General features: G+C 62.5%; 16 protein-coding genes and 1 other RNA gene. 10 read left to right on the forward strand and 7 right to left on the reverse strand.

Annotated elements, in window-relative coordinates; translation table 11 throughout:
- The first annotated feature begins 51 nt into the window (after window positions 1-51).
- Window positions 52-1,563, forward strand: a complete 1,512-nt coding sequence (ilvA, locus tag FY550_RS00200) for a threonine ammonia-lyase, biosynthetic (protein ID WP_070980322.1) — start codon at window positions 52-54, stop codon at window positions 1,561-1,563.
- A 235-nt stretch (window positions 1,564-1,798) separates the two neighbouring features.
- On the opposite strand, the gene FY550_RS00205 is transcribed toward ilvA, so the two are convergent.
- The 3 genes from FY550_RS00205 to FY550_RS00215 all read right to left on the reverse strand — a co-directional run bounded on the left by FY550_RS00205 (window position 1,799) and on the right by FY550_RS00215 (window position 3,021).
- Window positions 1,799-2,470 (reverse strand): 5-formyltetrahydrofolate cyclo-ligase, encoded by a 672-nt coding sequence (locus tag FY550_RS00205; RefSeq protein WP_084388210.1) that lies wholly within the window; start codon window positions 2,468-2,470, stop codon window positions 1,799-1,801.
- 3 nt (window positions 2,471-2,473) lie between these two features.
- A non-coding RNA gene (ssrS, locus tag FY550_RS00210) (6S RNA) lies at window positions 2,474-2,657 on the reverse strand.
- 49 nt (window positions 2,658-2,706) lie between these two features.
- Window positions 2,707-3,021 (reverse strand): cell division protein ZapA, encoded by a 315-nt coding sequence (locus FY550_RS00215; protein ID WP_070980324.1) that lies wholly within the window; start codon window positions 3,019-3,021, stop codon window positions 2,707-2,709.
- A gap of 189 nt (window positions 3,022-3,210) precedes the next feature.
- On the opposite strand from FY550_RS00215, the gene FY550_RS00220 reads away from it, so the two are divergent.
- The 3 genes from FY550_RS00220 to FY550_RS00230 all read left to right on the forward strand — a co-directional run bounded on the left by FY550_RS00220 (window position 3,211) and on the right by FY550_RS00230 (window position 6,371).
- On the forward strand, window positions 3,211-3,801 hold the full coding sequence (locus FY550_RS00220) for a UPF0149 family protein (RefSeq protein ID WP_070980491.1): 591 nt from the start codon (window positions 3,211-3,213) through the stop codon (window positions 3,799-3,801).
- A gap of 29 nt (window positions 3,802-3,830) precedes the next feature.
- Window positions 3,831-5,066 (forward strand): 2-octaprenyl-6-methoxyphenyl hydroxylase, encoded by a 1,236-nt coding sequence (gene ubiH / locus FY550_RS00225; protein WP_070980326.1) that lies wholly within the window; start codon window positions 3,831-3,833, stop codon window positions 5,064-5,066.
- Window positions 5,067-5,144: 78 nt separating this feature from the next.
- A complete protein-coding gene (locus FY550_RS00230; protein WP_149054272.1) occupies window positions 5,145-6,371 on the forward strand; it encodes a UbiH/UbiF/VisC/COQ6 family ubiquinone biosynthesis hydroxylase in 1,227 nt (408 codons plus the stop codon).
- A 35-nt stretch (window positions 6,372-6,406) separates the two neighbouring features.
- On the opposite strand, the gene FY550_RS00235 is transcribed toward FY550_RS00230, so the two are convergent.
- The 3 genes from FY550_RS00235 to gpmI all read right to left on the reverse strand — a co-directional run bounded on the left by FY550_RS00235 (window position 6,407) and on the right by gpmI (window position 10,814).
- Complete coding sequence (locus tag FY550_RS00235; RefSeq protein WP_149054273.1) at window positions 6,407-7,783, reverse strand: S41 family peptidase; 1,377 nt, start codon at window positions 7,781-7,783, stop codon at window positions 6,407-6,409.
- A gap of 100 nt (window positions 7,784-7,883) precedes the next feature.
- The gene (locus FY550_RS00240; protein ID WP_168201471.1) at window positions 7,884-9,131 is read right to left on the reverse strand and encodes a murein hydrolase activator EnvC family protein; all 1,248 of its coding nucleotides are present in this window, start codon (window positions 9,129-9,131) and stop codon (window positions 7,884-7,886) included.
- A 126-nt stretch (window positions 9,132-9,257) separates the two neighbouring features.
- Window positions 9,258-10,814 carry a 2,3-bisphosphoglycerate-independent phosphoglycerate mutase gene (gene gpmI, locus FY550_RS00245; protein ID WP_149054275.1) on the reverse strand — a complete coding sequence of 519 codons (1,557 nt, stop codon included), beginning with the start codon at window positions 10,812-10,814 and terminating at the stop codon, window positions 9,258-9,260.
- A gap of 257 nt (window positions 10,815-11,071) precedes the next feature.
- Between gpmI and FY550_RS00250 the strand changes: the two genes are divergently transcribed.
- From FY550_RS00250 to poxB, 4 genes are all read left to right on the forward strand, one after another.
- Window positions 11,072-11,494: a rhodanese-like domain-containing protein gene (locus FY550_RS00250; RefSeq protein WP_070980497.1), complete on the forward strand. Its 423-nt coding sequence runs from the start codon at window positions 11,072-11,074 to the stop codon at window positions 11,492-11,494.
- A gap of 54 nt (window positions 11,495-11,548) precedes the next feature.
- Window positions 11,549-12,034 carry a protein-export chaperone SecB gene (secB, locus tag FY550_RS00255; protein ID WP_070980329.1) on the forward strand — a complete coding sequence of 162 codons (486 nt, stop codon included), beginning with the start codon at window positions 11,549-11,551 and terminating at the stop codon, window positions 12,032-12,034.
- Between the two features lie 4 nt (window positions 12,035-12,038).
- Window positions 12,039-12,773, forward strand: coding sequence for a 16S rRNA (uracil(1498)-N(3))-methyltransferase (locus tag FY550_RS00260; RefSeq protein ID WP_070980332.1), 735 nt, complete (start codon window positions 12,039-12,041; stop codon window positions 12,771-12,773).
- A 140-nt stretch (window positions 12,774-12,913) separates the two neighbouring features.
- Window positions 12,914-14,650 carry a ubiquinone-dependent pyruvate dehydrogenase gene (poxB, locus tag FY550_RS00265; RefSeq protein WP_149054276.1) on the forward strand — a complete coding sequence of 579 codons (1,737 nt, stop codon included), beginning with the start codon at window positions 12,914-12,916 and terminating at the stop codon, window positions 14,648-14,650.
- A gap of 83 nt (window positions 14,651-14,733) precedes the next feature.
- Here the strand turns inward: poxB and FY550_RS00270 are convergent, their stop codons facing one another.
- On the reverse strand, window positions 14,734-15,867 hold the full coding sequence (locus FY550_RS00270) for an alkene reductase (protein ID WP_070980334.1): 1,134 nt from the start codon (window positions 15,865-15,867) through the stop codon (window positions 14,734-14,736).
- A 198-nt stretch (window positions 15,868-16,065) separates the two neighbouring features.
- On the opposite strand from FY550_RS00270, the gene gshB reads away from it, so the two are divergent.
- A complete protein-coding gene (gene gshB, locus FY550_RS00275; protein ID WP_070980336.1) occupies window positions 16,066-17,022 on the forward strand; it encodes a glutathione synthase in 957 nt (318 codons plus the stop codon).
- Window positions 17,023-17,215: 193 nt separating this feature from the next.
- On the forward strand, window positions 17,216-17,773 hold the full coding sequence (locus tag FY550_RS00280) for a YqgE/AlgH family protein (protein ID WP_070980338.1): 558 nt from the start codon (window positions 17,216-17,218) through the stop codon (window positions 17,771-17,773).
- Window positions 17,774-17,782 lie beyond the last annotated feature (9 nt).

Raw genomic sequence — 17,782 nt, forward strand, 5'->3', positions numbered from 1 at the left:
CGTCCGACCAGTGCACTGCTTCGGTATTTACCTTATTTTCAGGACACGAGCATGCTGGAAGCATACGCCAAGAAGATCCTTCAGGCGCGGGTCTATGATGCGGCCATTGAAACGCCGCTGTCAGCCGCCCCCTTTCTGTCCCGGCGGCTCAACAACCAGGTCTGGATCAAGCGTGAAGATCTGCAGCCGGTTTACTCCTTCAAGCTGCGAGGTGCCTACAATCGCATGGCACAGCTGACGCCGGATCAGCGAGCGGTGGGGGTCATTACTGCCTCGGCCGGCAACCATGCCCAGGGGGTCTCTCTGGCGGCCCAGCGCATGGGCGTGCATGCGGTTATCGTCATGCCGCGCATTACCCCGGAGATCAAGGTGCAATCGGCACGGGCCCGGGGGGCCGAGGTGATCCTGCATGGTGATGCCTTCAGCGAGGCCCTGGCACGAGCCCGTGAGCTGATGGAAGAACAAGGCTATAGCTGGATTCCACCCTTCGACGACCCCGATATCATTGCCGGTCAGGGCACCATCGCCATGGAGCTCCTGCGTCAGCATCCCGAACCGATCGAGGCGATCTTCGTACCGGTCGGCGGCGGAGGACTGGCCGCGGGGGTGGTGGCCTATGTGAAATATTTAAGGCCTGATATTCGTGTGTATGGCGTCGAGCCCGAGGATGCGGCCTGTCTCAAGCTGGCACTGGAAACGGGTGAGCGTCGAACGCTGCCGCAGGTAGGGTTGTTCGCGGAAGGGGTGGCCGTGGCCCAGATTGGTGAGGCGCCCTTCGAGATTCTGCGCGAGTACATCGATGGTGTGGTGACCGTGACCACCGATGAGATGTGTGCCGCAGTCAAGGATATCTTCGAGGATACCCGGGCAGTCTCGGAAACCTCCGGTGCACTCTCGCTGGCAGGACTGAAGAAGTATGTGCAGCAGCAGGGTGTTGAAGGCAAATCCCTGATTTGCATCAACTCGGGGGCCAACATCAATTTCGATCGGCTGCAGCATATTGCCGAACGCACAGAGCTGGGCGAGCAGCGCGAGGCCATCCTGGCCGTGACCATTCCCGAGCAGCCGGGCAGCTTCAAGCGCTTCTGTCAGGTGATCGGCGAACGCATGGTGACCGAGTTCAACTATCGCTATGCCGATGGTGAGCGAGCGCACATCTTTGTCGGTTTGCGGGTACGACCGGGCGGCAGTGATCGGATAGCGGTGATCGAGCAGTTACGAGCCGCGGATTATCCGGTGGAAGATCTCACCGACAATGAACTCGCCAAGCTGCATATTCGCCATCTGGGCGGTGGCCGTACGCCCTGGACGGCCAATGAACAGCTCTATCGTTTCGAATTTCCCGAGCGCCCGGGTGCGCTGATGAACTTCCTCGATCATATGCCTGAGGGCTGGAACATCTCACTGTTTCATTATCGCAATCACGGTGCCGCCTATGGCCGGGTACTGATCGGCATGCAGGTTACCGAGGATCAAGCGGGCCTCGAGCATCACCTGGATACCATCGGGTATCGCTACTGGCGCGAAACCGATAATCCGGCCTATCGGCTGTTCATGACCTGAAATAACGCCTGATAACCGGGATAATTGTCGCTTTGGCGTGTTGTCGATGAATCGGGAGCGTCCTATGATCGGCGACGCCGTCGCTGGAGACGGCTTTTCCCCGATGGAGCCGTAATGAAACGCAAGCCTGATCTGGTGCTGACTCTGGTCTTTATCTTTGGTATCGGCATGGTAGCCACCGGCTATGCTCAGACCCTGATGGGCTCCTGAGTACCGCGAGGCAGGTGTCAGCGGCCTAGCGCTGCGCTCGAATGATGGCGCGATCGCTGACCACGGCGTCGAGCGGGACATCCCACTCGGCGGCCGGCAGACTGTCGACCTGCTGACAGCCGTGTGCCAGGCCGATCAGGGTGGGTCGGGTACTGCGATGACGCGTAAATGCCAGAGTGCGATCGTAGAAGCCTCCCCCCATGCCCAGGCGGTTCCCGCGGGCATCAAACCCCACCAGTGGCATCAGGATCGTATCCAGAGCCCAGGCCGGCAGCCGACGGTGACGCTGGGCACTCTGCTGCAGCGCTGGCTCGGCGATGCCGAAGCGATTGGAAACCAGCCGCGTGTCCTGGCGCAGTTCGACAAACCATAGCCGGTTATGGACCAGAGGCCGCAGCACCGGCAGGTAGACGTGAATACCACGGCGGCGCAGGGTGGCGATGAGGGGGCCGGGGTCGATCTCGCCATCGTTGGGCAGATAGAAGGCCAGATGGGTGGCCCGCATGATTTCCGGCATGCGCAACAGCTGCTGACGCAGAGCCAGGGCAGCCTGGCGCTGTTCGCCCGGGGCAAGCGTACGACGACGATGACGCAGCATCCGACGCAGAGCGCGGCGATCGTGACCGGCGGTTACGGGCGCTATGGTGACGTTGGATCGGGATGTGCGAAGGGGTGAGGGCTCATTGCGCAGTGGCATGAGGAGTTCTCCGGGCTGCCGCTGTTGTTGTGGCCCTGAACCTATTGGTTCAGGTGGGTGGCCGCAGACGGGTCATCAGGCTTTCCGACGCGCGGACATGCACACAGACCCGCCTAGCGTTTGGCCTCCCTGGAGGTCAGTATAGGCTCGAGGGTCTATAAACAACTGGCGAACAACCCAGAGAACGATTCCATTCTAACAGATCGTGACCGCAGCGGCGAAAGTCTGATGAAGTTTCAGTCGTTGTCGTTCCGCTGCCGGGCCGGTTGATCAAGCGCCTGTTCGAGCCGTTCGGCAAGACCGGCAAGACGCTCTTCCAGCGCCTTGCGTGCGGCAATTTCGCGGATCAGCTCGTGCGTGATATTGAGGCCGGCCATCATCGCCACCTTGTCGATGCTGATGGTGCGCCCCCGGGACTGGATACCATTCATGGCCTGATTGAGATAACGGGCAGCCTGGGCGAGTTCCTCTTCCTCGCCGGGCGCACAGCTGACCACATAGGTCTGACCCATGAGGGTAATTTCGGCGGTCTGACGTGGTCCCTCGGACATGACATCACTTCCGGTACGGGCCAAGTGGTGGCCGTTGCGCTAAGATGGTGAACGCTGACGTGATGACGGTTCTCCGCGATCAGGACGCCGTGAACACCCGTCGTCGCCACTATAGAGAGCCGCTCGATGGCGGTCAACGCGACCGCTGGCCGGGTGGCAGCTGTACTCCTTACCGTAATCGAGGTCCGGATGTCGACCGATCAGCCGCCGGTGGATTTTGCCACCGTCGCCGATGTTTTTCTGGCTCATGGCAGCCTGCAGTCTCCCGCCTTTCTCGACGGTCAGCTCAGCGCCCGACTGGCACTGGCGGATATCGATGCCGAAGCATGGCTGACCCTGGTCTGTGAGTCGCTGGGGGTGGAAGAGCCCCGCTCCCGTGATGAGGCACAGGTGCTGCTGGCCTGGCGAGCCCAGGCACGAGAACGCCTGAGTGCTGCCGAGATGAGCTTCGAGCCGTTACTGCCCGATGAGCTGTTTTCACTCTCGGAACGTGCCCAGGCCCTGAGAGAGTGGTGTCAGGGCTTCAATGAAGTGGTCGAAGACGTGGATGAAGAGCAGCGCGGACAGTGGCCGGCCATGTTGACCGAGGCGCTCGGGGATCTGGGACAGATGACGGCCATCGAGACCGATCTGGCTGATACCCGGGAGAACGAGAACGATCTGTTTGCGCTGACCGATCATGCCCGCATGGCGGCCCTGATGCTGTATACCGAGCAGCATCCGGGGCGTCCACAGGTCGAGCAGCCTGAAGATGACAGTCATTCCGCCACTCGCCATTAGGGCGATGAAGGTGTCGTCCGGGAGTCCACATGCGTAATGCCCTGGCAGATCGTGATGAAACACAAACGGTCGATGTTGCCATTATCGGTGGCGGGCTGGTCGGTGCCAGCCTGGCGCTGGCGCTGGCGCCACTGATCGAGCGCTTTGATCTGAAGGTCGCCGTGATCGAGGCGGCTGCACTTGATGGCAGTGACACCCGCAGTTATCAGCCCAGTTTCGATGAACGCGCCAGCGCCATTGCCTATGGCTCGCGTCGTCATTTCGAAGCCATGGGGATCTGGTCACAGCTGGCCGAACGTGCCGGCAATATTCACCATATTCACATCAGTCAGCGTGGCCATCTCGGGACCACCCGACTCTCCCGGGACGATGTCCATCTTCCGGCATTGGGTCATGTGCTCCCCAATGCCTGGCTGGGGCGAGTGCTGCATGAGCGGCTGGCGACGCTGTCGCTTCAATGGCACTGTCCGACCCGCGTCGACCGGATCGAGCCGCAGCCGGGCGGCCATCAGCTGACGCTGGATTCCGGTATCGTGCTGAATGCCGGCCTGACCGTGCTGGCCGATGGTGGACGTTCGCCGTTGAAGCAGCAGCTGGGCATCGAAACCGATGTTCATCACTTCGGTCAGCATGCGTTGATCGCCAATGTCGAAACCGGGCGCGACCACCAGGGCTGGGCGTTCGAACGATTCACGCCGGAAGGGCCGATGGCGCTACTGCCGCTGACCTCAAGGCGCATGGCGCTGATCTGGACGCGTGAACCCGAAGCGGCCGAACAGCTGGCCCGGATGGCGCCCAGCCCTTTTCTGCATACCCTTCAACAGCAGTTCGGTGATCGGCTGGGCCGCTTTCGAAAGCTGGGGACGCGTCAGCTCTATCCCCTGTCAACCGCCCGGGCACGCGAGCAGTCGCGCCCGCATCTGGCCATTCTCGGCAATGCGGCCCATGCGCTGCATCCGGTCGCCGGTCAGGGCTTCAACCTTGCCCTGCGCGGGGCCATGACCCTGCGCGATACCTTGACTGACCATCTGGCCGAAGGGAAAGCGCCCGGCAGTGCCGCCATGATGCGCGAATTCGAACGCCGACGCGGTGCCGACCGCGATCTGATCATGCCGGCCAGCAATTCTCTGGTCACCCTGTTCGAGCATCAGTGGCCGGGACTGGGGCATCTGCGGGGTGCCGGCCTGGCAGGGCTGGAAGTGAGTGCGCCGCTCAAGCGGCTGGTCACCCGACGTGCCATGGGGTTGTTCCACCGGCGCGGGTGATCAGGCCCGGGATGAGCAGATCATGAATGAATCGAGGCGAGCCGCCATCAGAGCGGCGCGTCATGAGGCGAGGAAGCAATGGATTTCGACGTGGTGGTCGTCGGTGGCGGCCTGGTGGGGGCCAGTCAGGCCCTGATCCTGGCTGAGGCAGGCATGAGCGTGGCGCTGATCGAGGCCGGACAGCTCGGTGGCAACTGGACACCGGCGCGGATCGATCCGCGGGTCAGTGCCATTACACCCGCTTCTCAGGCGCTTTTCGAGTCGCTTGGTGTCTGGTCGGCCATGGCCGGGCGTCGGATCAGCCCCTATCGCCTCATGGAAGTCTGGGAGTCCGAGGGCACCGGTCGGATCACGTTCGAAGCCGAAGCCCTGGGTGTGTCGGCGCTGGGTCATATCGTCGAGAATGGCGTGATGCTGGCCGCGCTGGGCGAGCGGCTGCACACGCATCCCGGGGTGACGCTCTTCGAACACGCCACGCCGCAGGCGCTCAGCCGCGACAATGGGCGGACGACATTAACCCTGACGGAAGATCGTCAGCTGACGGCCGAGCTGGTAGTGGCTGCCGATGGCGCGAATTCGACCACTCGAGCGCTGGCAGGGATTCGCCGACGCGAGTTTGCCACCGGGCAGCGCGCCATCGTCACTACGGTGCATCATCGTCATGATCATCATGCGAGTGCCCGTCAATGCTTCCTGCCGACCGGCCCTCTGGCCTTCCTGCCGCTGAGTCCCGATGGCGCGCGCCACTGCTCTTCAATCGTCTGGTCGTGTCAGATCGATGAAGCCCATCGGCTGATGGCTCTCGATGACGATGCCTTTCAAAGGGCGCTGACGCATGCCTTCGAGCTGCCAGCCGATGATATCGAGGCGATCGAAACACGTTACGATTTCTCGCTGGTACAGCATCACGCACGGCGTTATACCGCTGATGGTGTCGTGCTTGTCGGGGATGCGGCCCACCGCCTGCATCCGCTCGCCGGGCAGGGCGTCAATCTCGGTCTGCTGGATGTAGCAGTGCTTGGCGAGGAGCTTGAGCGGGCCCGGCAGCGCGGTGCCCCGCTGGCAGATGAGCGCATACTGGCGCGCTATACGCGTCGCCGACGGGGTGACAACGCCACCATGCTGATGCTGATGGATGCCTTCAGGGTGGGGTTTGGCAGCCGTCTGCCGGCCCTGCGCCTGTTACGCAATCGTGGTCTTGCGCTGGCGGATGCCGGCGGACCGCTCAAGGATATGATGATGCGTCAGGCCATGGGAGCGCGTGACGATCTGCCGGGGCGTTTGCGCGCCTGCTGGCCGTACTGACCTGTTCGAGCCCCGGCTGGAAGCACGTCACTGTATTACTCGGGCCTCTTCGCCCGGCTGCCGGGTGCCTCCCGGGAGCTGGTTTGATCGCGCTGGCCGATGGCGTTCAGCCCGCGCAGCAGATTGAGCGCTTCACCAAGCTGGTAGTCACTTCCGGCGGCCGGGCTGTCCTGTGCAGCCTCGCCCTGGCCGGCCCCGGCAGCATTCTGCAGATGGCCGCTCAGATCCGACTCCCTGACCTGCCAGTCACTTCCCTGGGCAACTTCAAGGTGTCCCTGACGAACATCGACATCGGGGACAATACCCTCCGCCTGAATGGAGCGGCCGGCCGGGGTGTAATAGAGCGCCGTGGTGAGCTTCAGACCGGTGCCATCATTAAGCGGCATGACCGATTGCACCGAGCCCTTGCCGAAACTTTCGCTGCCCATCACGATTGCCCGATGCTGGTCCTGCAGGGCCCCGGAGACAATCTCCGCAGCCGAGGCCGTTCCTCCGTTGATCAGTACCACCATGGGGGTGCTTTCCAGGGCGGTTTCGGCATGGGCGGAGAACGACATTCTTGAATCCGGCAGGCGCCCCCGCGTGTAAACGATCAGGCCGTGATCCAGGAACAGATCGGCGACATCCACGGCGCCATCGAGCAGGCCGCCTGGGTTGTTGCGCAGATCGAGAATGACGCCGCGCAGCGGGTTCCGGCTATCGTCCTTGAGCGCTTTAATGGCGCTGCGTGCCTGCTCGGCTGTGCGCGTCTGGAACTGACTGATGCGCAAATAGCCATAGCCCGGCGCCAGCATGCGAGAGCTGACGCTCTGGCTCGAAATTTCGGCGCGCTCCAGCGTCACTTCGCGTGGCTGGGTAGCGCCTTCATGGCGGATGGTCAGCGTTACCGAGGTGCCGGCTTCGCCACGCAGCCGATCCACCGACTCTTCGAGCGACATGCCCTCGGTGGGTGTTCCGTCGATGGCAAGAATGCGGTCGTGTGGCTGCAGGCCGGCGCGTGCGGCCGGGGTATCATCAATCGGGGCAATGATGGTGAGCTGGCCATTTTCCTCGCCGATCTGAATGCCGATACCACTGAATTCGCCTTCTGTCGCTTCCTGTAGCTGCTCGAACTCATCCTGATCGAGATAGGCCGAGTGCGGATCCAGCCCGGAGAGCATGCCGCGCATCGCATTGCGCAGCAGCGTGGCGTCATCTACCTGATCGACGTAGGTGCGCTTGATACGCTCGAAGACCTCGGCAAAGGTCTGAACCTCCTCGATATCGATCTCGGGCGCCGACTGTGACGCCGGTGCAGATGACGACTCGGCAGGCATCTCGGCGGGCGTATCGGCTTCGGCCCACACTGGCGCCTGTAGCGTTAAGGGAGCAAGGCTCAGCATTAACAGCAGCGGAGTGCGACGCACGCGCATGGCGTCTCCTGAATGGTTCGGCAACGACGGTGACCTGAGGGCCACTGAGTCAGCATAGTCCGATCCGTATCGGGCATGCCATGGGTTGAGGGTCGGGCGTTCAGCGCCGAGCCAGCCAATGGTCGGGGTCAATCGGCCGACCGCCGCGACGAACCTCGAAATAGAGCGCCGGACGATGCCGACCGCCGCTGTCACCAACATGGGCAATGACCGCGCCACGATCGACCCGATCACCGGCCGAGACGGTCAGGCTCTGGTTGTGAGCGTAGAGCGTCAGTACACCGTCATGCTCGATGATGACCAGGTTACCGAAGCTGCGCATCCAGTGGGCAAACACCACCTGACCGGCGGCGACTGCCCGCACCGGCGTGCCGGCGCTGGCGGCAATCAGTACACCATTGCGGTCGATGCCGTCTCCCTGACCGAAGCGCGCCAGCAGACGGCCATCGACCGGCCATTTCGAGTGCTGTCCCCCGCTGGCACGGTGGTGAGTCGTCGCAGGTTCGGCGGCCAGCTCACTCTGGGTCAGTCCGGATTCGCCGGCTTTTGATGTTGATGATTTCGCTGATGCCTGCTGTTGGCGTCGCGCCTCGGCTTCGCGCTCGCGTCGGGCCTGGGCCAGCTGCTGCTGTAGCTGATCAACCATTGATTCGGCTTCTTCGCGCTCCGATTTCAGGTCGCTCAAGCGGGACTGCTGACTCTGATAGCGCTGATCGAGTTTGGCCAGCGCCTTTTGACGCTGCTGACGCTGCTCGGTCAACTGCTGTTGGCGCTGCTGCAGATTGGCGAGCAGCTCGCTGAGCTGCTGCTGCTGTTTGCGGGTGTCGCGTTGGTTGTCGGCGAGCTGCTGGTTGAGTGTCTCGAGTCTGGCGAGCTGTTTGGCGCGCGCTTCGTTGAGACTGTCGAGATAGCGCTGAAAGCGTTCCAGTTCAGTGGGATCATCGCCATTGAGCAGCATCTTGAAACGCGGCTGACGCCCCATCTCATAGAGGGCGCGCATCTGTTCGCCAAGCGCCTTTTGCTGGGCGTGACGTTGCGCTTCAAGGGCCTTTTGCCGCTGGCCGAGCTGTTTGAGCTGCTGACGGGTCTGCTGTTGCTGTTGCTGTAGCTGATCGATGCGCTGATGGGTGTCGGCCAGTGCCTGTTCCGCCTTGCGCAGGGTGCGCTGAGCTTCGCCACGTTCGCTGCCGGTACTGTCCAGACGCTGCTGGGTATTGCTGATACGCTGCTGGATCGATTTGAGCTGCGCCTTTGACGCCTCCAGCTCGGCAGCATGCGCCCGACCGGATAGAGGGAGCAGTGCACTCAGCAGTAGCGCCGTTGCCATGGCAGTCCATCGGCCTCGCATGGCCGAGCACTGCTTACCGCGGCCGCTGGAGGACCGCAATCCGAAACACGACACTGGCCTGACATCTCCCTCGTGCTGCTCATCATCCGACCGGGCTCGCCGGGCCATTGCCCGGCGAGTCGGCACTCAGCTGAAATCCACCAGACTGTGGCCGGTCATTTCCTGCGGTGGCTGCTCGCCCATCATGCTCAACAGCGAGGGCGCCAGGTCACATAGCCGCCCGTGATCGCGCAGCTGCGCCGGGCGCTGACCGACATAGACCAGCGGCACCAGGAAGGTGGTATGGGCGGTATGCGGCTTGCCGGTCTCCGGATCGACCATCTGCTCGGCATTGCCGTGATCGGCCGTCACCAGCGCACTACCGCCGGCACGCTCGATGGCTTCCAGCACACGGCCCAGACCGGTATCAACGGCCTCCACAGCGCCGATGGCGGCCTGCAGATCGCCGGTATGACCGACCATGTCACAGTTGGCATAGTTGCAGATGACCAGATCGAAACGGCCGGAATCGATTGCTTCGACCAGACGGTCGGTCACTTCACCGGCGCTCATTTCCGGCTTCTCGTCGTAGGTTTTCACGTCCTTGGGCGAATTCACCAGGATACGCTCTTCGCCTTCGAAGGGCTCTTCGCGTCCGCCGGAGAAGAAGAAGGTGACGTGGGCGTACTTCTCGGTCTCGGCGATGCGCAGCTGAGTGAGGCCGCGAGCGCTGGTGAACTCGCCCAGGGTGTTGGGCAGATCCTGTGGTGGGAAGGCGACCGGAGCATCAAGGCCATCGCTGTACTGCGTCATCATCACGAAATCAACCTGCGGCCGGCGCTCGCGGGCAAAACCGTCGAAGTCATTATCGACGAAGACCCGAGCCAGTTCGCGGGCGCGGTCGGCGCGGAAGTTGGCGAACAGCACGGCGTCGCCATCCTCGATGGTGACCGGGGCATCCTCGGGGCGCAGGCTGGTCGCTTCGACGAACTCATCGGTTTCGCCCCGCTCATAGGCGGCCTCGAGGCCGGCCTCGGCGGTCGTGGCGGTATGGGTGCCCTGGCCATCGACCACCACGCGCCAGGCCTGCTCGACCCGCTCCCAGCGGTTGTCACGATCCATGGCGTAGAAGCGACCCACCATTGAAGCGACATGGCCGACACCCAGCTGCTGGAGCTTTTCGTCAGCACGCACCAGCGATTCGTGGGCGCTTTGTGGCGGGGTATCGCGGCCGTCGAGAAACGCGTGAATGTAGACCCGCTTTGCACCCCGGGCGGCCGCCAGCTCAGCCAGTGCCAGAATATGATCCTCATGGCTGTGGACGCCACCCGGTGAGAGCAGGCCCAGCAGATGTACGGCGCGACCGCGCTCGATGGCGGCATCGATGGCGCCGGTCAGCGCGGTGTTGTCGGCCAGTTCGCCATCGCTGATGGCATTGGAGATACGGGTCAGACTCTGGAAGACCACACGGCCGGCACCGATGTTCATGTGCCCTACCTCGGAGTTGCCCATCTGCCCCTCTGGTAGACCTACATGCCCGCCATCCGTATGAATCAGGGTGTGTGGGCGCTCACTAAGCAGTCGATCCATGACGGGCGTGTTCGCCAGGGCGACCGCATTGTCGTCGGTGTTCGGGTTACGACCGTAGCCGTCGAGGATGATCAGGGCGACCGGACGGGGCCGATCGGTCCGTTCCTGTGACATGGAAAGCCTCGCTAACGGTGAAGGAGCAGGCGTGCCGACGTGAGAATGCGTCATCAAGCAGAGTCGGCGGCTGGCGTCATCATAACGCAGCCGATGGGCAGTGCGCATGATCGTATGCTTCCCCGGATGATCCATGCGCCTGCTCATGTATACTGGGCCCCTCCGGAATCCGGTCACCGGAGCGGCGCGTACGGCAGGCCCTGCCGGGTGCGTCGATGCAGACCCTTGCCGGGACACGCAACGAGTACGAGTTTGTCATGATTGATCAGCTTCTGGAGTTCGTGAGCCATCACCCTCTGCTGGTGGGTGCCTTTGTGGTAGTGGGTGTGGCCTTCATGGCCTATGAAGCCCGACGTAACGCTGCCGGGGGAGTCTCTTCCGGTGAGGCGACCGCCCTGATCAACCGCGAGGATGGTGTGATCGTCGATCTGCGTGACAAGAGCGAGTTCCGCAAGGCGCATATCCCCGGCTCGCGCAATATTCCCAATGATCGTCTCGACGATCGCATGCAGGAACTCGATGAGCACAAGGACAAGCCGATCATCGTGGTTTGCAAGATGGGACAGCAGTCCGGGGCCGCGGTCGAGAAGCTCAAAAAGGCCGGCTTTACGCGGGCAGTTCGCCTCAAGGGCGGCATCTCGCAGTGGCAGGCCGACAATCTGCCCACCGCTCGTCGCTGATCCACCGCCTCTGCACAGCGTCGAATTCAACCGTCACCGCAGGAAATCGCTACCATGTCCGAGAATAACGCCACCGACAGCACAGCCGAGAACGGTCAGGGCGAAGTCCAGTTCGCACTGCAGCGTATTTACGTCAAGGATATCTCCTTCGAAGCGCCCAATTCGCCGCAGATCTTCCAGCAGCAGTTTCAGCCGCGCGTGAAGCTGGACGTCGATACCGAGCACACCATGCTGGGCGAGTCGATGTATGAGGTCACCGTGCGAGTAACGGCGCATGTCTATAATGGCGATGAGCAGTCCACCGCCTTTCTTGCCGAAGTCGAGCAGGCCGGGCTGTTCACCATTGCCGGGCTGAGCGACGAGCAGCTTGGCCATACACTGGGTGCCTTCTGCCCCAATGTACTCTTCCCCTATGCGCGCGAGTGCATCGACAACATGGTCGGACGTGGCAGCTTCCCGGCGCTGATGCTGGCACCGGTCAACTTCGATGCCATGTATGCTCAGAAGCAGGAGCAGCGCCAGCAGCAGATGGACAGCTGATCCCTTGGCCGCCGGTGCACCACGCCTGTACGTCGATGCCGCGCTGACGCCGGCCAGTGAGCTGATCCTGCCAGAACGGGTGGCCCATCATCTCACCCGAGTGCTCAGACGCGGCGTGGGCGATGAAATTCGCCTGTTTGATGGTCTGGGTACCGAAGTAAGCGCTCACATTGCACGCAGTGAGCGCAAACAGGTGGCAGTCCATATCGATGCGCTACTGACACCGGTGGCAGAGTCGTCGCTGACAGTGCATCTCGGCCAGGCGATCTCCAAGGGGGATCGCATGGATTACGCCATCCAGAAAGCGGTCGAACTGGGTGTGGCGGCGATCACACCGCTTTATACCGAACACGGCGATGTCGCCCTGAAGGGTGAGCGGGCGGCGAAGAAACTGGCCCACTGGCAGGGCGTGGCAATCAGCGCCTGCGAACAGTGCGGCCGAGCAACCGTGCCGGTCATTGCCCCGGCCATGAAGCTTGCCGAATGGCTGGCGATGCGTGACGAGCCGGTGCGCTGGATGCTTCATCCGGGTGAGGCGAGGCTGGAAAGCACCACGACGATCGCGCGCGCTGCGCTGCTGATCGGCCCCGAGGGTGGGCTCAGCGAGGCCGACATGGCTGGCGCCCGCACTCATGGCTTTGCCCCACTGAGCCTTGGGCCGCGCATTCTGCGCACCGAAACGGCGCCGGTGGTGGCGCTGTCACTGCTGCAGTATCTCCATGGTGATCTGAGCCGCTAGCTTCCCTCCCTGGTCCGCTTTCAGGGCCATTGATGGTCCTGATGACACCTCATGTCCGCGCTTCTTGACTAAAGTGGTAGAGCGCACTGGCAGCATGTTCATTGGCCAGTGTTCCGTTCTTTGCCGACAAGGAGGTGCCCGTGGCTGACCCGACCGTAGCCGATATTCTGGTTGAAACCCTGTCCCAGGCCGGTGTGCAGAACATCTGGGGACTGCCGGGCGACTCTCTCAATGGCCTGACCGAAAGCCTGCGCCGTCAGGAGCGCATCCGCTGGCGTGGTGTGCGCCACGAGGAAGTGGCCGCGCTGGCGGCAGGCGCCGAGGCGGATGCCACGAAGAGACTCTCGGTCTGTGCCGGTTCCTGTGGTCCCGGTAATCTGCATCTGATCAATGGTCTGTTCGAGGCCCAGCGTGCCAACGTGCCGATGCTGGCCATTGCCGCCCAGATTCCTTCCAGCGAGGTGGGGCTGGGCTATTTCCAGGAGACCCACCCCGAGCAGCTTTTCCGCGAGTGCAGTGACTACTGTGAGCTGGTCTCTTCGCCCGAGCAGATGCCGCGTGTGCTGGAAACTGCGATGAATACCGCCATCACCCAGCGCAGCGTGGCCGTCATCGTACTGCCCGGCGATGTCGCCCTGCAGCCGGCACCGGTGAAGCGAGTGCAGTGGTCGAACCCGGTACGTGCGGTGCCGGTCCCCCCGCCGGAAGCGTTGGACGAGCTGGCTGGCATGCTCAACGAGCAGGGGCGTGTGGCGCTGTTGTGCGGCTATGGCTGTGATGGCTATCACGACCAGGTGGTGGCGCTTGCCGAACGGCTCAAGGCGCCTGTCATTCATGCCTTGCGGGGCAAGCAGTCGCTGGAGTACGACAATCCCTATGATGTCGGCATGACTGGGCTGATCGGTTTCAGTTCGGGTTATCACGCGCTCAAGGAGTGCGATTTTCTGCTGATGCTGGGGACCAACTTCCCGTATCGCGATTTCTTCCCCGAGCATGGGCGGATCGTGCAGATCGACGAGCGCGGGGCCCATCTCGGCCGGCGCAGTCCTCTGCTGCGCGGGCTGGTCGGCGATGTTGGCGCGACCCTCGAGGCGCTGCTGCCACGTCTGGAAGAGAAACAGGATCGCGACTTTCTCGATGACTCCCAGCAGCACTACCGCAAGGCCCGCCGCGGACTCGATGAGCTTGCCACCCCACGGGAAGCCGGCGAGCCGCTGCACCCCCAGTATCTGACAGCGCGGGTCAGCGCACATGCCGCCGCGGATACCGTGTTTACCTGTGATGTTGGCACGCCCACGGTCTGGGCGGCGCGCTATCTGGAGATGAACGGTCGGCGCCGGCTGACCGGCTCGTTCATGCACGGCTCGATGGCAACCGCCGTGCCCCAGGCGATGGGCTGGCAGGCGGCCTGCCCGGGGCGTCAGATAGTGGCGTTGGCCGGCGATGGCGGGATCACCATGCTGATGGGCGATCTGCTGACCATGGTGGAACAGCAGCTGCCGGTGAAGGTGGTGGTCTACAACAACGAGACGCTGGGTTTTGTGGCGCTGGAGATGAAGGCCGCCGGTTTTGTTGATACCACGACCAATCTTTCCGCGGCCAACTTTGCCGAGCTGGCCAATGCGCTGGGCATTCGCGGCATCCGGGTGGAGTCCTCGGAGCGGCTCGATGAGGCGCTGGAAGATGCTTTTGCCCACGATGGGCCGGTGATCGTCGATGTGCGCACTGCCAAACAGGAGCTCTCGATCCCCCCGCGGATCGAGGCCGAGCAGGCGAAGGGCTTCAGTCTCTACACCGTACGCGCGGTGATGAGCGGTCGTGGCGACGAAGTCATCGATCTGGCGAAGACCAACTGGCCGTTTCGGCGCAAAAAGTAAGTACTTGCCAGGCTGCAAATGCAACGCCCCGGCCTGATGGCCGGGGCGTTTTTGATCGCGCAGTGGGCCAGAGCCCGTGGCGTTCAGGATTTCTCGTCGATCAGGCGCTGCCGGGCCTGGCGCTCCTGCTCTTCGGCGTAGGAGGGGAAGTCGACATAGCCCCGCGCATCGCCGCCATAGAAGGTATTCGGATCGTACTCCGCCAGCGGCCAGTCGTTTTTCATCCGCTCGACCAGGTCGGGATTGGAGGTGAACAACCGTCCGAAGACCGGCAGGTCGATGGTGCCGTCATTGACCAGCTTCTCGGCCTCGGTCTTGTCCAGGTTACCGGCGAACAGCAGGTTGCCGTGGTAGGTATCACGGAACTGCTTGAGATAGTCGCGCGGCAGCGGTGGCATGCCCTGTCCGCCCTGATCGTGCAGATGCACATAGGCCAGATTGCGCTTGTTGAACTCCCGGGCGAGATAGAGATAAGTCTCGCCGTTGTCGTCGTACTCCGGCATATCGAACAGCTGACCGTGGGGCGAGAGGCGCACGCCAACGCGGTGGCTGCCGATCAGCGCGCAGACCTCGTCGACCACTTCGATCAGCAGTCGGCAGCGGTTCTCGCGCGAGCCGCCATACTCGTCATCACGATCATTGACCACGGCGTTGAGGAACTGCTCGAAGAGATAGCCGTTGGCACCGTGAATCTCCACGCCATCAAAACCGACATTACGAGCGTTGACCGCGGCCTGGGCAAAGTCGCGGACAATTTCGCGGACTTCACGGGTGGCCAGCCGGCGTGGCGTGCTTGCCGGCAGCATATCGGGGATGCCCTGCTCGTTATAGCCAAACGCCATGCCGCCCTGCTGTTCACTGGGGCCGACTGGTGCGGCACCGGCGATCTGTACCGAGGTGTGCGAGACTCGGCCGACGTGCCAGATCTGGGCAAAGAAGACACCTCCGCGCTCATGTACCGCCCGGGTCGCCTTGGCCCAGCCGTCCAGCTGATCGGGGCCGTAAATGCCGGGATTGTAGAGATAGCCCGTGCCCTGACGGGAGACCGGTGTCCCTTCGGAAATGATCAGTCCGGCACTGGCGCGCTGACGATAGTAGAGGGCGCCCATTTCATTGGGGATATCGTTCGGCGCCCGCGAGCGGGTCATCGGCGCCATGATGATGCGGTTGTCGAGTTGAATGCCGGCCAGGTCATAGGGCTCGAAGAGTGTACTCATGCCATCCTCCATCGGTGACTGGAACAGGCCGCGCGCAGAAGACGCCGGCCCTCGGTGTGAGGCAAGCCTGGCAAGCCGTTAGCATTCGAACAATAGTTTTCGTAAATGCCCATGATGGGGTCGTGCCTGGTCGCGACCGAAGGGTTGCGCCATACTGGCGCCGTTTATCACCGGGATGCCGGTCAGCAGGAGTCGAACATGAGTGCACGTACGCTGGATATGGCAGTGGTCATGGACCCCATTGCCGATGTTGCCTACAAGAAGGACACCACCCTGGCCATGCTGTGGGCGGCGCAAAAGCGAGGTCATCGGTTATGGTATCTGCAGCCGGAAGATCTCTATCTGAAGGAGGGGCGCGCCATGGGGAGACTGCGCCGGCTGGAAGCGTTCGAGGATCCGGCACACTGGTATCGGCTGGGTGATGTCGAAGCCGGACCGCTGGCGGAAATGGATGTCATCCTGATGCGTCAGGATCCGCCGGTGGACAGTAACTTCATCAATGCCGTACATCTGCTTGGCTTTGCCGAGCGTGAAGGCGTACTGGTGGTCAATCCCACAAAGGCCCTGCTGACCTGCAACGAGAAGCTCTACGCCCAGCAGTTTCCGCAATGCCTGGTGCCCACCGTGGTGTCCTGTAACGAGGCCGTGTTGCGCGAGTTTCACGCCGAGCAGGGTGACACCATCTTCAAACCGCTTGATGGCATGGGCGGCAATGGCATCTTTCACGTCACCCCTGACGGGCGCAATATCGGCTCGATCATCGAACAGCTGACCGATCGTGGTGCCCGTCAGATCATGGCCCAGCGCTATATTCCCGAGATCAGTCGTGGTGACACCCGCATTCTGCTGATCGACGGCGAACCGGTGCCGCATGGACTGGCGCGTATCCCTACTGCCGGAGAGGTGCGCGGCAATCTGGCAGCCGGGGGCCGGGGTGAGGCGCGAGCACTGACCGAGCGTGACTACTGGCTGGTGGATCAGGTGAAGGACTCGATCCGCGAACAGGGCCTGATCTTCGTCGGGCTGGATGTCATCGGCGATTACATTACCGAAATCAACGTGACCAGTCCGACCTGCGTGCGTGAGATTGATGCCCAGACCGGCAGCGATATCGCCGGCATGCTGATGGATGCTATCGCCCGACGATTCGCATGATCTTCATCCACTGATGACAATGTCTCCAGCGTTGGTGAGTGCTCGCTTTTGAACAGATCCATGGGTAACGCCCCGGGTTGCCGACAAGTGTTACACTAGACGCATTAACCATGACGGCCAGGCAGCCCAGATGGCGCCGCGCCGTCCCGTGACTCCAACACTGCGTTGGCCTGACGCCACGTCCGGGAGATCTATGCAAACCCTGCGCGATCATTTCCTGATGGCGATGCCACATCTGGAAGATGAAAACTTCGCTGGCACCCTGAACTACATCTGTGATCACGATGAGACCGGCACGCTGGGTCTGATCGTCAATCGCCCGTTGTCACTGACGCTCGAAGGACTGTTCGAGCAGCTCGATATCGACGTCTCCGATTGCCCGCATCTCGAGATGCCGGTGCTTTACGGGGGACCGGTACATCGTGATCGCGGCTTCATCCTGCATCGGGGCAACGCCGATGAGTGGGACTCCAGCCTGCAGGTCTGTGAATCGCGTGCGCTGACGACTTCGATGGATGTTCTCCATGCGCTGGCCGAAGGGCGCGGACCGGAAGAGTTTCTGGTCTGTCTCGGCTGTGCCGGCTGGCAGCCCGATCAGCTGGCCGAGGAGATCAAGGAGAATACCTGGCTGAACGTGGCGGCAACGGATGAGATTCTCTTTCGTACGCCGCCGGAAACCCGGCTGGAGGCGGCCGCCAACCGGTTGGGCGTGGATCTGGCGCTGCTGTCACGCCATGCCGGTCATGGCTGAGCAGTCGCT

The organism is Kushneria phosphatilytica (assembly GCF_008247605.1).
Classification (GTDB): Bacteria; Pseudomonadota; Gammaproteobacteria; order Pseudomonadales; family Halomonadaceae; genus Kushneria; species Kushneria phosphatilytica.

Bases quoted from the DNA above. Each gene is read 5' to 3' on its own strand.
- ubiH (WP_070980326.1), top strand. From the start codon at position 3,831: ATGCGTAATGCCCTGGCAGATCGTGATGAAACACAAACGGTCGATGTT.
- FY550_RS00240 (WP_168201471.1), bottom strand. From the start codon at position 9,131: ATGCGAGGCCGATGGACTGCCATGGCAACGGCGCTACTGCTGAGTGCA.
- ilvA (WP_070980322.1), top strand. From the start codon at position 52: ATGCTGGAAGCATACGCCAAGAAGATCCTTCAGGCGCGGGTCTATGAT.
- FY550_RS00280 (WP_070980338.1), top strand. From the start codon at position 17,216: ATGCAAACCCTGCGCGATCATTTCCTGATGGCGATGCCACATCTGGAA.
- FY550_RS00215 (WP_070980324.1), bottom strand. From the start codon at position 3,021: ATGTCCGAGGGACCACGTCAGACCGCCGAAATTACCCTCATGGGTCAG.
- gpmI (WP_149054275.1), bottom strand. From the start codon at position 10,814: ATGTCACAGGAACGGACCGATCGGCCCCGTCCGGTCGCCCTGATCATC.
- FY550_RS00235 (WP_149054273.1), bottom strand. From the start codon at position 7,783: ATGCGCGTGCGTCGCACTCCGCTGCTGTTAATGCTGAGCCTTGCTCCC.
- secB (WP_070980329.1), top strand. From the start codon at position 11,549: ATGTCCGAGAATAACGCCACCGACAGCACAGCCGAGAACGGTCAGGGC.
- FY550_RS00270 (WP_070980334.1), bottom strand. From the start codon at position 15,867: ATGAGTACACTCTTCGAGCCCTATGACCTGGCCGGCATTCAACTCGAC.
- gshB (WP_070980336.1), top strand. From the start codon at position 16,066: ATGAGTGCACGTACGCTGGATATGGCAGTGGTCATGGACCCCATTGCC.
- FY550_RS00230 (WP_149054272.1), top strand. From the start codon at position 5,145: ATGGATTTCGACGTGGTGGTCGTCGGTGGCGGCCTGGTGGGGGCCAGT.
- FY550_RS00250 (WP_070980497.1), top strand. From the start codon at position 11,072: ATGATTGATCAGCTTCTGGAGTTCGTGAGCCATCACCCTCTGCTGGTG.
- FY550_RS00220 (WP_070980491.1), top strand. From the start codon at position 3,211: ATGTCGACCGATCAGCCGCCGGTGGATTTTGCCACCGTCGCCGATGTT.
- FY550_RS00205 (WP_084388210.1), bottom strand. From the start codon at position 2,470: ATGCCACTGCGCAATGAGCCCTCACCCCTTCGCACATCCCGATCCAAC.